Origin of the sequence: Pseudomonas sp. 24 E 13 (genome assembly GCF_900004715.1) — a bacterium.
GTDB classification, from domain to species: domain Bacteria; phylum Pseudomonadota; class Gammaproteobacteria; order Pseudomonadales; family Pseudomonadaceae; genus Aquipseudomonas; species Aquipseudomonas orientalis_A.
The window spans coordinates 16,898-31,785 of sequence record NZ_CVTO01000107.1; the positions used below are offsets into that span (position 1 = coordinate 16,898).

Annotated in this window: 11 protein-coding genes; 9 read left to right on the forward strand and 2 right to left on the reverse strand. The window is 60.4% G+C overall.

The features are described 5' to 3' along the window. Window positions 1-239: 239 nt before the first annotated feature. The 9 genes from BFP90_RS10180 to BFP90_RS10220 all read left to right on the forward strand — a co-directional run bounded on the left by BFP90_RS10180 (window position 240) and on the right by BFP90_RS10220 (window position 11,184). Window positions 240-2,564 (forward strand): Tex family protein, encoded by a 2,325-nt coding sequence (locus tag BFP90_RS10180; RefSeq protein ID WP_065893790.1) that lies wholly within the window; start codon window positions 240-242, stop codon window positions 2,562-2,564. Next, complete coding sequence (locus BFP90_RS10185) at window positions 2,564-2,947, forward strand: PaaI family thioesterase (RefSeq protein WP_065884641.1); 384 nt, start codon at window positions 2,564-2,566, stop codon at window positions 2,945-2,947. Before BFP90_RS10180 ends, BFP90_RS10185 begins: the two co-directional genes overlap by 1 nt. A gap of 214 nt (window positions 2,948-3,161) precedes the next feature. Further along, window positions 3,162-4,745, forward strand: a complete 1,584-nt coding sequence (gene gshA, locus BFP90_RS10190) for a glutamate--cysteine ligase (RefSeq protein ID WP_065896578.1) — start codon at window positions 3,162-3,164, stop codon at window positions 4,743-4,745. A gap of 236 nt (window positions 4,746-4,981) precedes the next feature. Then, window positions 4,982-5,959 carry a taurine ABC transporter substrate-binding protein gene (tauA, locus tag BFP90_RS10195; protein ID WP_065896579.1) on the forward strand — a complete coding sequence of 326 codons (978 nt, stop codon included), beginning with the start codon at window positions 4,982-4,984 and terminating at the stop codon, window positions 5,957-5,959. Between the two features lie 18 nt (window positions 5,960-5,977). Further along, entirely contained in the window at window positions 5,978-6,757 is a 780-nt protein-coding gene (gene tauB, locus BFP90_RS10200; RefSeq protein WP_065896580.1) for a taurine ABC transporter ATP-binding subunit, read from the forward strand. After that, on the forward strand, window positions 6,754-7,590 hold the full coding sequence (tauC, locus tag BFP90_RS10205; protein WP_065896581.1) for a taurine ABC transporter permease TauC: 837 nt from the start codon (window positions 6,754-6,756) through the stop codon (window positions 7,588-7,590). The genes tauB and tauC overlap by 4 nt, the downstream gene beginning before the upstream one ends. 14 nt (window positions 7,591-7,604) lie before the next feature. Continuing rightward, a complete protein-coding gene (gene tauD, locus BFP90_RS10210; protein WP_065893795.1) occupies window positions 7,605-8,441 on the forward strand; it encodes a taurine dioxygenase in 837 nt (278 codons plus the stop codon). Window positions 8,442-8,632: 191 nt separating this feature from the next. Further along, window positions 8,633-10,234, forward strand: a complete 1,602-nt coding sequence (locus tag BFP90_RS10215; RefSeq protein ID WP_141688951.1) for a hypothetical protein — start codon at window positions 8,633-8,635, stop codon at window positions 10,232-10,234. 35 nt (window positions 10,235-10,269) lie between these two features. Next, window positions 10,270-11,184 (forward strand): hypothetical protein, encoded by a 915-nt coding sequence (locus BFP90_RS10220; RefSeq protein ID WP_065896583.1) that lies wholly within the window; start codon window positions 10,270-10,272, stop codon window positions 11,182-11,184. 65 nt (window positions 11,185-11,249) lie between these two features. Here the strand turns inward: BFP90_RS10220 and mgrA are convergent, their stop codons facing one another. Together mgrA and betT are read right to left on the reverse strand one after the other, a co-directional pair. Next, window positions 11,250-12,287 carry an L-glyceraldehyde 3-phosphate reductase gene (gene mgrA, locus BFP90_RS10225; protein WP_065884649.1) on the reverse strand — a complete coding sequence of 346 codons (1,038 nt, stop codon included), beginning with the start codon at window positions 12,285-12,287 and terminating at the stop codon, window positions 11,250-11,252. 150 nt (window positions 12,288-12,437) lie between these two features. Further along, window positions 12,438-14,399: a choline transporter BetT gene (betT, locus tag BFP90_RS10230; protein WP_163001547.1), complete on the reverse strand. Its 1,962-nt coding sequence runs from the start codon at window positions 14,397-14,399 to the stop codon at window positions 12,438-12,440. Between the last annotated feature and the right edge of the window lie 489 nt (window positions 14,400-14,888).

The following is a 14,888-nucleotide window of genomic DNA, read 5'->3' on the forward strand; positions in this document are numbered from 1 at the left end:
CCAGTAGCCCTCAAGGGCGGAACGCTGGTTATAATGCGGCGCTTTCGTGCAGGGCAACGTCAGATCGTTACCGTTTACTGCCGGGCTTTTTTTTACCCGTTTCTCGTGTTTTTTCGATTTCGAGGGTCAATAGGCTGCCTCTTGACCCAGGCAGCGGCGCCGGTCGGGCCGCTCAACCAGCCTCGCAAGGCCTTGTTTTCCGGGCCTGCGAGCGGCTTTTCAGAATTTCAGGTGGTTTTATGGACAGCATCAACAGCCGCATCGCCGAGGAACTCGGTGTACGCCCACAACAGGTCGAAGCGGCCGTCGCGCTACTGGATGAGGGCTCCACGGTACCTTTCATCGCCCGTTACCGAAAAGAGGTGACCGGCAGCCTTGACGACACCCAACTGCGGCACCTGGAAGAGCGCCTGCGCTACCTGCGAGAACTCGACGAGCGGCGTATCAGCATCCTCGCCAGCATCGAGGAACAGGGCAAGTTGACCCCGCAGCTGGAACGCGACATCAAGCTGGCCGACACCAAGACCCGCCTCGAAGACCTTTACCTGCCGTACAAACAGAAACGTCGTACAAAGGGCCAGATCGCCCTGGAAGCCGGCCTTGGCGACTTGGCCGACGGCCTGTTCAACGACCCGTCGCTGACGCCTGAAACCGAAGCCGCGCGCTTTATCGACGCGCAAAAAGGCGTCGCCGATGTCAAGACCGCCCTCGACGGCGCCAAGTACATCCTGATGGAGCGCTTCGCGGAAAACGCCAGCCTGCTGGAAAAGCTGCGCACCTACCTGAAACAGGAAGCCATTCTCAGCGCCCGCGTCATCGCCGGCAAAGAGGAAGAAGGTGCCAAGTTCCGCGATTACTTCGAACACGACGAACCGCTCAAAAGCATGCCGTCCCACCGCGCCCTGGCGATCTTTCGTGGGCGCAACGAGGGCATTCTCAGCTCCGCGCTGAAAGTCGGCGACGAGCTGCCGGGCACCATGCACCCGTGCGAAGGCATGATCGGTCAACAATTCGGCATTCAGAATCAGAATCGTCCTGCGGACAAGTGGCTCGGTGAGGTCGTGCGCTGGACCTGGAAGGTCAAGCTTTACACCCACCTGGAAACCGACCTGCTCGGCGAGCTGCGTGAAGGCGCCGAAACCGAGGCGATCAACGTATTCGCCCACAACCTGCATGACCTGCTGCTGGCTGCACCGGCGGGCCCACGCGCCACCCTGGGCCTGGACCCGGGACTGCGCACCGGCTGCAAGGTTGCGGTGGTCGACGCCACCGGCAAGCTGCTGGATCATGCCACCGTGTACCCGCACGTACCGCACAACAAGTGGGACCAGACCCTGGCCGTCCTGGCCGCGCTGTGCGCCAAGCATGCCGTGGACCTGATCGCCATCGGCAACGGTACCGCCAGCCGCGAAACCGATAAGCTGGCCGCCGAGCTGATCAAAAAGTACCCGGCGATGAAAATGACCAAGGTCATGGTCTCCGAGGCGGGGGCTTCGGTGTACTCGGCCTCGGAGTTGGCGTCCAAGGAGTTCCCGGACCTTGACGTGTCCATCCGCGGCGCCGTGTCCATTGCCCGTCGCCTGCAGGACCCGCTGGCCGAGCTGGTGAAGATCGATCCCAAATCCATCGGCGTCGGCCAATACCAGCACGACGTGTCGCAGCTCAAGCTGGCGCGTGGACTGGACGCGGTCGTGGAAGACTGTGTGAACGCCGTGGGTGTGGACGTGAACACCGCCTCCGTGGCGCTGCTTGCACGTATCTCCGGCCTGAACGCGACCCTCGCGCAGAATATCGTCAATCACCGCGACGAGAACGGCGCCTTCAAAACCCGCGCGGCGCTGAAAAAAGTCCCACGTCTGGGCGAAAAAACTTTCGAGCAAGCCGCAGGTTTCCTACGCGTAATGAACGGTGATAATCCGCTGGACGCCTCGGCGGTTCACCCGGAAGCCTATCCGCTGGTACAGCGAATTGCCGCCCAAACCGATCGCGACATCCGCTCGCTGATCGGCGACGCCGCGTTTCTCAAGCGCCTGGACCCGAAAAAGTACACCGACGAAACCTTCGGCGTGCCGACCATTACCGACATCCTTCAAGAGCTGGAAAAACCCGGCCGCGACCCGCGCCCCGAATTCAAGACCGCGGAGTTCCAGGACGGTGTCGAAGACCTCAAGGACCTGCAACCGGGCATGATCCTCGAAGGCGTGGTGACCAACGTGACCAACTTCGGCGCGTTCGTGGATATCGGCGTGCATCAGGACGGCTTGGTGCATATCTCCGCACTTTCGGAGAAGTTCATCAAGGACCCGCGCGAAGCGGTGAAGGCCGGTGACGTGGTCAAGGTCAAGGTGATGGAAGTCGACATCCCACGCAAACGCGTTGGCCTGTCGATGCGCATGAGCGACACCCCCGGCGAGAAAATCGACGGCGCCCGTGGCGCTCGCCCTGGCTCGGCACCGCGCCCGTCGCAGAACACTGCGCCGCGCAAGGACACCGCGACAGCCGCACCGAGCAACAACGCCATGGCCTCGCTGTTCGCCAACGCCAAGCAACTGAAGAAGCGTTGATGGATATTCCGGCCGGTTTGACCCAGAGCGCGTTCAGCGAACTGATCGGCTGCCGCCTGCAACGCCTGGAGGAAGGCGTTGCCGAGGTGGCCCTGAGCCTGGCGCCGCAGTTGCGCAATCGCGGGGGCAAGTTGCACGGCGGGGCGATTTTCAGCCTGGTAGACATCACCATGGGACTGGCATGCTCCAGCGCCCATGGGTTCGACCAGCAGAGCGCGACCATCGAATGCAAGATCAACTATATCCGCGCCGTTGAAGACGGTGACGTGCTGTGCACCAGCCGGGTGATCCACGCCGGCCGGCGCACCCTGGTGGTCGAAGCCGAGGTGTACCAGGACGAAAGACTTGTCGCAAAAGCGCAGGGCACGTTCGCTGTCCTATAGCTCCCTGCACATGATTTGAGTTAATTTCGGCGCTGTGACAACAGCGTCGGAATTTTCTCGCTGCGCTGTAGCCCAATTCATGGAGTGAAGTAGGCACATTCAGAGCGGGTCATATCGACTCAGAACCAGGCGATCACGCCAGTTTCAACTTCACCCTTGTAGACCGTCTTGACCACCCCCATATTGGGGCGACTGACGCGTGAAGGAATCCAACTTGAGCGAACTTCTCAACCGCCGCCTGGCCCTGCTCGGCAAGCGCGAACACCTCTCCCTGCTAGAGCACTGCCTGCATGGCATCGAGCGTGAATGCCTGCGCGTCACCAGTGAGGGTCGCCTGGCCCAAACGCCGCATCCGGAAGCCCTGGGCGCCGCGTTGACGCACGAACAGATCACTACCGACTACTCGGAATCGCTGCTGGAGTTCATCACTCCCGCACTGCCCAACCCGGCCGATACCCTGAGCAGCCTGGACAAGATCCATCGCTTTGCCTACACCAAACTGGGCAGCGAATACCTGTGGAGCCCCTCGATGCCGTGCCCGTTGCCGGCCGAGGAAGATATTCCGATTGCCTACTACGGCACCTCCAATATCGGGCAGCTCAAGTACGTTTACCGCAAGGGTCTGGCCCTGCGTTATGGCAAGACCATGCAGTGCATCGCCGGCATCCATTACAATTTTTCGCTGCCGGAACAGCTGTGGCCGTTGCTCAAGGACGCCGAAGGCTTTGTCGGCACCGACCGCGACTATCAATCCACCGCCTATATCGCGCTGATTCGCAACTTCCGCCGCTACAGCTGGCTGTTGATGTACCTGTTTGGCGCCTCGCCGGCCCTGGACGCAGGCTTCCTGCGCGGTCGTTCGCACCAGCTTGAAGTGCTCGACGCCGATACCCTGTACCTGCCGTACGCCACGAGCCTGCGCATGAGCGACCTGGGTTACCAGAGCAACGCCCAGGCCGGCCTCACGCCGTGCTACAACGACCTGGCCAGCTACACCGACAGCCTGCGCGAAGCGGTGGCAACGCCCTACGCGCCCTATGTCGAAGTCGGCACGCACAAGGACGGTGAGTGGGTGCAGCTCAACACCAATATCCTGCAGATCGAAAACGAGTACTACTCCAACATCCGCCCCAAGCGCGTGACCTATACCGGCGAGCGGCCGATCCAGGCGCTGATGGCGCGCGGCATCCAGTACATCGAAGTGCGCTGCCTGGACATCAACCCGTTCCTGCCGATGGGCATCGACCTGCCGGAGTCGCGCTTTCTCGACGCATTCCTGCTGTTTTGCGCGCTGAATGACAGCCCGCTGTTCGCCAATAACGAGTGCGGCAACGCCACGTCCAACTTCCTCAGCGTGGTCAAGGAAGGTCGCCGTCCGGGCCTGCAATTGCAGCGTCAGGGCCAGGCGGTGGACATGAAAGCGTGGGCCACCGAGCTGCTGGAGCAGATTGCGCCTCTGGCCGCCCTGCTCGATGAGAGCCATGGCATCACTGAACACAGCCAGGCGCTGGACGCTCAGTTGGCCAAGGTCAACGACCCGTCACTGACGCCCTCGGCCCAGGTGCTGGAAGCGATGGCCGAGCGTAAGGAAAGTTTCGCGCAGTTCTCGCTGCATCAGAGCGAGGTGCATGCCGAGTTCTTCCGCAAGGAACCGTTGCCGGCCGAGGAACAAGCGCGCTTTGAAGAACTGGCGCGTAAGTCGCTGGCGCAGCAGGCCGAGCTTGAGCAGAACGAAGTGGGCGATTTCGATGTGTTTGTCGGGTCGTACCAGGCGAGCATCCTGGCCATCAGCAACTAAACCTTATGTGGGAGAGGGCTTGCCCCCGATAGCAGTGTGTCTGCCACTCAATCAGTGACTGAACCACCGCCATCGGGGGCAAGCCCCCTCCCACATTTGCCCTGCATCAGGCTCAGGAATCGCTACAACCCTTCTCCTCATAAGCTAATGCGAAAATGTTATTTATTTTCGGATTCTTAGATCATTTAGTCTCCTCACACGCCGCCTCCCTGGCCGCCTGATCGAGGAGCTTCCCTTTGAAACTGCCTATTCCACTGCGCTTGCTGGCGGCGTTGTCCCTGGCCGGTGCCAGCCTGTTTGCCCAGGCGGCGGATGTGACCGTCGCGTACCAGACCACCGTAGACCCGGCCAAAGTCGCCCAGGCCGACGGCGCCTATGAAAAGGCCATCAACGCCAGGATCGATTGGCGCAAATTCGACAATGGCGCCGATATCATTGCCGCCATCGCCTCGGGAGACGTGCAGATCGGTTACCTGGGTTCCAGCCCGTTGACCGCTGCGATCACGCGCAAGGTGCCGGTGCAGACCTTCCTCGTCGCCACCCAAATTGGCGGCGCCGAAGCCCTGGTGGCGCGCGATGGGTCGGGGATCAACAGCCCCCAGGACCTGGTCGGCAAGAAGGTCGCCGTACCGTTCGTGTCCACGGGGCACTACAGCCTGCTGGCCGCGCTGAAGCACTGGAACATCGACCCTTCGAGCGTGACCATCCTCAACCTCGCACCACCGGCCATCATCGCCGCCTGGAAGCGCGGCGATATCGACGCCACCTATGTGTGGGACCCGGCCCTGGGCGTCGCCAAGGAAAACGGCAAGGTGCTGATCACCTCCGGCGAACTGGCCAAGTTCGGTGCGCCGACCTTCGATGCCTGGATTGTGCGCAAGGACTTCGCCGAGAAGCATCCGGAAATCGTCACGGCCTTCGCCAAAGTCACGCTGGATGCCTACGCCGCTTACCGTAAAGACCCACAGGCCTGGCTCGCCGACAAGGCCAACGTCGACAAGCTGGTGAAGCTCTCCGGCGCCAAGGCCAGCGATATCCCGTTGCTGCTGCAAGGCAATGTCTACCCGCTGGCCGCTGACCAGGTCACCCTGCTGGGCGCACCGACCACCAAAGCTGTCACCGATACCGCCGCGTTCCTCAAGGAGCAAGGCAAGGTCGACGCGGTGCTGCCGGACTACGCCCCTTACGTCAGCGCCAAGTTCATCACTCACTGATTCAAGGAGTTCATCGCGATGGCCTTGCTACAACTGGAGCGCATCAGCGCACAGTACCCAGGCGCCCCGGAACCGGTACTGGCGGATATTTCACTTGAGCTTGGCCCCCGGCAATTGCTGGTGGCCCTGGGTGCCTCCGGCAGTGGCAAGACTTCGCTGTTGAACCTGATTGCCGGCTTTGTCGAGCCCTCGGCCGGGCGTATTACCCTCGATGGCGTGCCGGTCAAGGGTCCTGGCGCCGAACGCGGCGTGGTGTTCCAGGACGATGCCCTGCTGCCCTGGCAGGACGTACTGGCCAACGTTGCCTTCGGCCTGGAACTGGCCGGCGTGCCGAAGGCGCAACGTGAAGTGCGCGCCCGTGAAATGCTCGCGCTGGTGGACCTCAGCGGTTTCGACAGCCGGCGCACCTGGCAACTCTCCGGCGGCCAGAAGCAACGCGTCGGCCTCGCCCGCGCCCTGGCGGCCGACCCGCGCGTATTGCTGATGGACGAACCCTTCGGCGCCCTTGATGCCTTCACCCGCGAACAGATGCAGGAATTGCTGCTGCAAGTCTGGCGACGCACGGCCAAGCCGGTGTTCCTGATCACCCATGACATCGAAGAAGCGGTGTTCCTCGCCACGGACCTGATCCTGCTGGCGCCCAACCCAGGCCAGATCGTCGAGCGTCTGCAGCTGGATTTCGGCCAACGCTACGCGGCCGGCGAATCGGCACGGGCGATCAAGTCCGACCCGCGTTTTATCGAAACCCGCGAACACGTACTGGGCAAAGTGTTCTCGCAACGGCAGGTGTGCGCATGAGCAGCTATGAACTTCCCGCCACAGCGGCCAAGCCGCTGACCCATGCGGTTATTCCGGCACGCCGCAGCCTCAGCACACGGTGGATCAGCGTACTGACCCTGGCGGTCCTGCTCGCTGTCTGGTGGGCGGTAACCGCCAGCGGCTTGATCGAGCCACTGTTCCTGCCGCCGCCCTCTGCCGTGCTGCAAAAAGGCTGGTTGCTGGCGACATCCGGCTACATGGATTCGACCCTTTGGCAGCACCTGGGCGCAAGCCTCAGTCGCATCGGCCTGGGCCTGGGTTTCGCGGTGCTGACGGCCGTGCCGGTGGGGATTGCCATCGGCGCCAACCGCATCGCCCGCGGCGTTCTCGACCCGCTGATCGAGTTTTACCGGCCAATCCCGCCGCTGGCCTATCTGCCGCTGATCGTGATCTGGTGCGGTATCGGCGAGCTGTCCAAAGTGCTGCTGATTTACCTGGCGATCTTTGCGCCGATTGCCATCGCCACCGCCACCGGCGTACGCACGGTCGACCCGGCCAAGTTGCGCGCTGCGCAGTCGCTGGGCGCCACCCGTGCCCAACTGATTCGTCATGTGATCCTGCCAAGCGCCCTGCCCGACATCCTTACCGGAGTACGTATCGGCCTGGGCGTAGGCTGGTCGACCCTGGTCGCCGCCGAATTGATTGCCGCCACCAGCGGCCTGGGCTTCATGGTGCAGTCGGCGGCGCAGTTCCTGGTCACCGACGTAGTGGTGCTGGGCATCCTGGTGATCGCACTGATCGCCTTCGCCATGGAAATGGGCCTGCGCGCCCTGCAGCGTAAATTAGTGCCGTGGCATGGCCAGGCACACTGAGTGATGAACGTTAAATGAGCAGCCTGACCGTTACCCCTTTAAGCGCTGCGCTTGGCGCGCAGATCAGCGGCGTCGATATCACCCGGGCGCTGAGCCCTGAAGAGCGCGACGCCATCGAACAAGCACTCCTCAAGCATTCGGTGCTGTTCTTCCGTGACCAGCCGCTCACCCCGCAGCAGCAGGCACGGTTTGCGGCGAATTTCGGTGACCTGCATATCCACCCGATCTACCCCAACGTGCCGGAACAGCCCGAAGTGCTGATCCTCGACACGGCCGTGACCGATGTGCGTGACAACGCCGTATGGCACACCGATGTGACCTTCCTGCCCACGCCTGCCCTCGGCGCGGTGCTGAGCGCCAAGCAGTTGCCGGCATTTGGTGGTGATACCTTGTGGGCCAGCGGGATTGCGGCGTATGAGGCGTTGTCCGAGCCGTTCAAAGCCTTGCTCGAAGGCCTCACCGCCACCCACGACTTCACCAGATCCTTTCCGCTGGAGCGCTTCGGCAACACCGCCGAAGACCTGGCACGCTGGGAAGAAACCCGTCGCAAAAACCCGCCGCTGTCACACCCGGTGATACGCACACACCCCGTCAGCGGGCGCAAATCGCTGTTCGTCAACGACGGCTTCACCACCCGAATCAACGAACTGGAACCGGCCGAAAGCGAGGCGATTCTCAAGCTGCTGTTTGCTCACGCCACCCGCCCGGAGTTCACTATTCGCTGGCGCTGGCAGGAAAATGACGTGGCGTTCTGGGATAACCGCGTGACCCAGCATTACGCGGTGGATGACTACCGTCCACAGCGCCGCGTCATGCACCGGGCCACCATCCTGGGCGATGCACCGTTTTAATCCAACCGCCTCAAATGGCGAAAAAACCGTTAATTTCAAGATTTTTCCTATGGAAAAATGTGGCTCACGACACGCCCTGTAACTCGTCAAGCACTCACTTTCAGGAACGTACGAGGTAAGGCTCACCACTGACATCGTGCGTCCAAAACGCCTGCGCAGTGAACCCTTACCTGAATCCATTGAGTGCTTAAATGAATATCTCAACCGTATCGCCGTGGCTGCCCGCTTTTGCGGCACAGCCTGCTGAACCCGCCCCTTCAGCCACAGGCACAACACTTGAAACACTGACACCGCCCACCGCCGCGCCCGACAGACGCGAAAGTTTGCTTGCCTTGTTAAGCGAGCTTGAAAGTTTGATGAACACACTCCACAAGGCCATCGACGCCACGCCCGTCAAGCCTGGTACGCCCGCAACCGTTGCAGCGACCACCCACTCGACGGTGCGCCCTGATAGTACGCCGTACCTTTCAAATAAAAAGGACAAACAAAAACCCGATGACGTATTAGGTGGCCTGTTTTTTTCGCCCCATGAGACCTACCGCTCACTGACCACACCGCACAGTTCTCATGTCGCGGGAATCAAGTTGGCCATGCAGCACTTTGGTCAAAGCCCAACCGATATTTACGCTCAAGTCACGTCCCTGAATAACGGGTTCAATGTGACCATGAGAGATGGCTTCACATTATTCATTTCCCATAAAGAACTGGACCTTGCCAAAGAAGGTTCGCAATTGCTCGGCAACGAAGACATGTTGAAAGACGCCAACTTTCTGTATGCGACCCTGGCCAAGCGAAAACAGCTACAAAGCAACGACCCCGCCGAACAAGCGAGTTACCCCATGACCCTGCGCAATACCAATAAAGGCGAACATGCCAGCAGCGTATTGAAGCTCATGGGCCTGGAAAACCATCTGAAAGAGGTCAAGTCCGAGTCACTGGGCACGGGTCAAAAACTGGGTATAACCGTTGTCTCGAATGGGGAGTCCATGCTGGTTGTCGATGGTCACGAGGATTTCCACGGGACACCTTCGAAGTTAAGGCTGAAAAAGCCGGCCTATGTACTGTCGGATTTACCCGCAACCACCAGGCTGGACGAACCGTCCACTGACTCGCGCCCTGCGCGGGTTGCGCCTACCCCCCCGCAAACCAACGTCAAACCCCTTGCAGCTCCGCTCGGTCCTCCTTCAGCCGGCGCGATGCCGGATATTTCCTCGAAGAGAAACGGTGAGCGTCCAGCCGATATATTGACTGGCTTGAGTAACACACCCCCGGGCTTTGGCGAGTTTCGCGAAACGGCAGCCTACGTTGACGCAATAAAACTGATGATGATGACGTTCGGGCAAAGCCCCACCGATTGCTTTCAACGGGTTGCCGTTGCAGGAGACGGCTACGACGTGACGATGAGAGATGGTTATGAAGTGCATGTTTCTCGCCAGGAGCTACAGCGGGCCGGGCAAGCCCTGAAACTGTCCGGTGACGACAGCGAGCTGATAAAGGATGCCAACTTCATGTTTGCCGCTTTTATGAAACGTCACCAGTTGGAACATGAGGATCCGGTGGCAAGGTCCGACTTCGAGACGACCCTCAGTGATGCGATCCAGAATGGCCAGCATATCAAACCTGTCCTGGAAAATATCGGCATGATCGGCCATATGCGCCATGTCCATGTAAGTGAACTGGAAGACCAGACTACCGTCGGGTTTCTGTACGGTTTTGGCTTGGTTCTGGGCAATGAAAAGGCGCATCAATATTTGCCTTATGAGGGCCACGGCTACGTGCTCGACCCTCACTGAATCGCTCACTCACACTACTGAATACGAGGCGGCCCATGTTACTCAACACTGCCAGCGGCACCGCAGCGCTTAATACGTCATTACTTCCCGGTCTCTGCGCCGGCACAGGCGTGAAGAACGCCAAGGCCCCGATGGAAACACCCGTCGCGGGCGGCGCGGAAAACAGGCAAAACCTTTACGCGTCTATCGTTCAACAACTGAACTCACTGAACAGCCTTCTCAAAACCATCACACAGCGCGCCAGCCCTGTTGCCCCTGCGGTTGACGCAGTACCTCATCAGGTTGATCGCGATCCGCCGGCCCCTTTGCCCACGGTCACCCCCCTGGACAAGCCCCGGCCTGACGACAGCCTATTTATATCTTCGGTGCCGACCGGCACCAAGCCCGAGGATATCTGGCGTGGGTTCTGGCAGGGCATTGAAGGCAATTGCGTCACGGTGTCGGCGATCAAGCTGGCGATGATGAAATACGGTCATCACCCACAGGGGATTTTCAAACTCATAACCCCGACAAAAACAGGGTTCGAGGTGACAATGCAAGACACCTTCAAGCTGCACATATCCCACGAAGAGTTAACGCTGGCGAGGACCGGCAGCGGCTTTGAGGGCGAGGACCCGGACGTGCTCAAGGACGCAGTATTCCTGTATGCCGCCAGCGCCAAGCGGGCTCAGATGAAAAATCACGAAGGCAGCGCCAAGCGCAGCTTCAAAGACGCAATGGCCTCATTGAATGACGGGGAAATGCCGGGAGATGCCACCAATCGCTTGGGCCTACATGCCAAACGGCGCTGGACCAATCCGGCTCAACTGGCCAAAGAAGGCCTGGGTACCGCAGACGCCGGCGGGCACTCGGTCGCCGTGATTGACGGTTACGCAGACCTCTATGGGAATAAGGTCAAGTTGTCTGAGTCGGGCTTCCAAGATGCCCGGCGAGTGCTAACCCTGCGCTGAGCAAACAGCTGCAGTGTGCCTGCCACAATAAAGGTCGGCGCCTCTATCGAGCAGGCACGCTGACGTTACTCCGCCATTGACGGTTTTTCCCACAGATTGATCCCGCCTTCCTGGGCGAACCGATCGATCTGCGCCAGCTCTTCGGCGCTGAAGCTCAAGTTTTTCAACGCGCCGACGTTCTCGATGATCTGCTCCGGCCGGCTGGCACCGATCAGCGCGCTGGTTACCCGTGGATCACGCAGGGTCCAGGCCAGCGCCAATTGCGCCAGGCTCTGACCGCGACGCTGGGCGATCTCATTCAGGGCGCGCACGTGGGCAATGTTCTCCTCGGACAGGTGTTGGGCCTGCAGCGAGCCTCCCCCCGGACGGTTCACCCGGGCATCGGCAGGAATGCCGTTGAGGTATTTATCGGTGAGCAAGCCCTGAGCCAGCGGCGTGAAGGCAATCACGCCGGCGCCGAGTTCGTCGGTGGTGTCGAGCAGGTCTTTTTCCACCCAGCGGTTGAGCAGGTTGTAGGCGGGCTGGTGAATCAACAGCGGCACTTTCCACTCTTTGAGCAGCGCTGCCATCTCCCGGGTTTTTACCCCGGAGTAGGACGAGATACCGATGTACAACGCCTTGCCCTGCTGCACGGCGGTGGCCAACGCACTGGCGGTTTCTTCCAATGGCGTGTCGGCGTCGAAACGGTGCGAGTAGAAGATATCCACATAATCGACGCCAAGGCGCTGCAGGCTCTGATCGAGGCTGGCCAGCACGTATTTGCGCGAACCGCCACCCTGGCCATAAGGCCCGGGCCACATGTCCCAGCCGGCCTTGCTGGAGATGATCAGCTCGTCGCGGTAGTGCTTGAAGTCTTCGCGCAGCAGACGACCGAAGTTGATCTCGGCGCTGCCGTAGGGAGGGCCGTAGTTATTGGCCAGGTCGAAGTGATTGATGCCCAGGTCGAACGCGGTGCGCAGCAGGGCACGCTGGGTGGCGATCGGGGTGCTGTCGCCAAAGTTGTGCCACAGCCCCAGGGACAGTGCCGGCAGCACCAGTCCACTGCGGCCTACGCGGCGATAAGGAATAGATTCATAGCGGTTTTCGGCAGCAATGTAAGTCATCGAATCCTCTCTGGGCTTGGGGCAAACAAGGCCTGGGAATAAGGTTATTCCCAGGCCTTTGAACCCGCTGAATCGCTTAAGTCTGCCTTTCCCTTTTACAGCAAAGACCCACTTGAGAGGAACGCTATTACGTGCATTTATGCGCGCGAATCAGCGCACCAGATGCAGGAACTGCAGGTGCCGCTCGTACTGGTCGAGGATGTCGTTGATGATCTGCTCCTTGGTGTAGCCCACCAGGTCGTAATCCTGGCTGCCCTCACGCAGGTGTACTTCGGCGCGATAGTAGCGGCGGTTGTTGATCTCCTTGGAACCCATGCCGCCACGGGCGAACGATGGCGTGAAATAGCCACGCATCTGCACCTGGTAGATGAACGGATGCTCCTCGCCATGGCCGATTTCCAGGCTGACGCTGTCGTTGGCCGGGTCTGGCTGGGTGACCACGTTCAGGCCCTTCTCGACAAACACGGCCGTCACTTCTTCGATGGCCGGGCGCACCGTCGACTCGAGGAAACGGTACACCTCGTCGCGCGACGGAAAATGCACGGCCTGGCTCAGACGCTGGCGCCAGCCGCCACGGCCTTTGCGCGACGCCGAGATCGGTGCCAGCGAATGCAACTGGGCGATCTGCTTTTGCGATTCGAGATAGAACGCCTTGTGCAGCCCCCACATCATCAGCAGCAGGATCAGCGAGAACGGCAGCGAGGTCAGCACGACCGCTGATTTCAGCGAATCGATACTGCCGGCAAACAGCAAGGCGCTGGTGACCAGGGCGGTCATCGCGCCCCAGAACACGCGCAGCCATTTCGGCCCGTCTTCATCGGCGTTGCCGCCTTTGGACGACAGGGTCGACAGCACCACTGTGCCTGAGTCCGCCGAGGTCACGAAGAATACGAAGCTGATAAACACCGTGACCGCAATCACGGTTTTACTCCACGGGTAGGTTTCCAGCAGCAGGTAGAGGCTCATCGACGGCTCATCGATGGCCGACTGGCCCAACGCGGTCATGCCATGGTTGAGCACCTGGTCGATGGCGCTGTTACCGAAGATCGACATCCACGCCAGGGTGAAACCCAGCGGGATCAGCAGCACGCCAAACACGAATTCGCGGATGGTGCGGCCACGGGAAATCCGCGCGATGAACAGGCCCACGAACGGCGACCATGCGATCCACCAGGCCCAGTAGAACACCGTCCAACCGCCCAGCCAGTCGCTGGGTTTGTCGTAGGCGTACACGTCGAAACTCTTGGTCGGCAACGCACCGAGGTAGTCGCCGATGTTCTGGATCAAGGTATTGAGCAGGTGCTGGGTAGGCCCGGCAAACAATACGAACAGCAGCAGTGCGCAGGCCAGCAGCATGTTGATGTCGGACATCACCCGCACACCCTTGTCGACACCGGCCACGGCAACGATGATCGCCGCGCCCATCATCAAGGTAATCAAGCCCACCTGGATCCACTGCGTATGGGCAATGCCGAACAGGTAATCCAGGCCGGAGTTGAGGTGCAACACGCCAAAACCCATGTCGGCCCCCAGGCCGAATACCGTGGCAATGATGCCGAAGCCATCCACCGCGTAACCGATCGGGCCATTGATGCGCTTGCCGATCAACGGGTACAGCGCCGAGCGCAACGCCAGCGGCAGGTTATGCCGGTAAGCGAAGTACGCCAGGGCCATGCCGACAAACGCGAACACGCCCCAGCCGTGCAAGCCCCAGTGCAGGAACAGGACCTGCATGGCCTGGCGCGCCGCATCGGCATTCATGGCCTCGCCCTGGGGCGGTTGCACCAGGTGCGTCAGCGGCTCGGAGACACAAAAGAAAAACAGCGTGATGCTGATCCCGGCGGCGAACAGCATGCCGGCCCAGGACAGGTAACTGAATTCGGGCTCGTCGTGGTCGGCACCGAGTTTTATCTTGCCGTAGCCCGATAGCGCGGTGACCACCACGAAGACCAGATACAGGGTCATCGCCAGCATGTAGTACCAGCCGACCGTATTGGCCGCCCAGTTTTGCGCCGCCAGCAGCCAGGCACCGGCCTGTTGCGGGATAGCGATGACCGTGATGCCGAACAGCAGGATGGCCGTGGCGGCAAAGTAGAAAACGGGCGCATTCATGCGCACCAGACCGCTGGGAGGGGTGGACGATGCACTCATGAACGACGCACCCCCGAGGTGTGAAATGTGGCTGTATATAACGGACTCAGCAAAGGTAAGCCTCCTGTTGTGAGCGGGCAGCGAACCACCGGTTTAACTTGAACGAGCGTTCAAGTTAAACATGAATGGGCGGTCTGGGACTAATTTCGGGGCTGAGTGGTAGATAATTCCTACACTAGCTCAGGGATTGGTATGACGGGTTACGGGGGCAAATCGTTCAGCGACGTGAAGATGAAATGCATTCAAATGTGGGAGGGGGCTTGCTCCTCGTTGGATCAGGCAGCCTGTGACTATCTTACTGATACCCCACAGATCCAAATGTGGGAGGGGGCTTGCCCCCGATGGCGGCCTCAGGGCCGACCAGGATGTTGAATTGGGTTGAGTACATATCCGTTTCTGCGGTCACGGCTGCTAATGGTTCCGCTTTTACAGCGGCTCACTTTTGAAAAG

Coding starts and splice junctions, on each gene's coding strand:
- BFP90_RS10180 (WP_065893790.1), top strand. CDS start 240: ATGGACAGCATCAACAGCCGCATCGCCGAGGAACTCGGTGTACGCCCA.
- BFP90_RS10185 (WP_065884641.1), top strand. CDS start 2,564: ATGGATATTCCGGCCGGTTTGACCCAGAGCGCGTTCAGCGAACTGATC.
- tauB (WP_065896580.1), top strand. CDS start 5,978: ATGGCCTTGCTACAACTGGAGCGCATCAGCGCACAGTACCCAGGCGCC.
- tauC (WP_065896581.1), top strand. CDS start 6,754: ATGAGCAGCTATGAACTTCCCGCCACAGCGGCCAAGCCGCTGACCCAT.
- tauD (WP_065893795.1), top strand. CDS start 7,605: ATGAGCAGCCTGACCGTTACCCCTTTAAGCGCTGCGCTTGGCGCGCAG.
- BFP90_RS10215 (WP_141688951.1), top strand. CDS start 8,633: ATGAATATCTCAACCGTATCGCCGTGGCTGCCCGCTTTTGCGGCACAG.
- BFP90_RS10220 (WP_065896583.1), top strand. CDS start 10,270: ATGTTACTCAACACTGCCAGCGGCACCGCAGCGCTTAATACGTCATTA.
- mgrA (WP_065884649.1), bottom strand. CDS start 12,287: ATGACTTACATTGCTGCCGAAAACCGCTATGAATCTATTCCTTATCGC.
- betT (WP_163001547.1), bottom strand. CDS start 14,399: ATGAATGCGCCCGTTTTCTACTTTGCCGCCACGGCCATCCTGCTGTTC.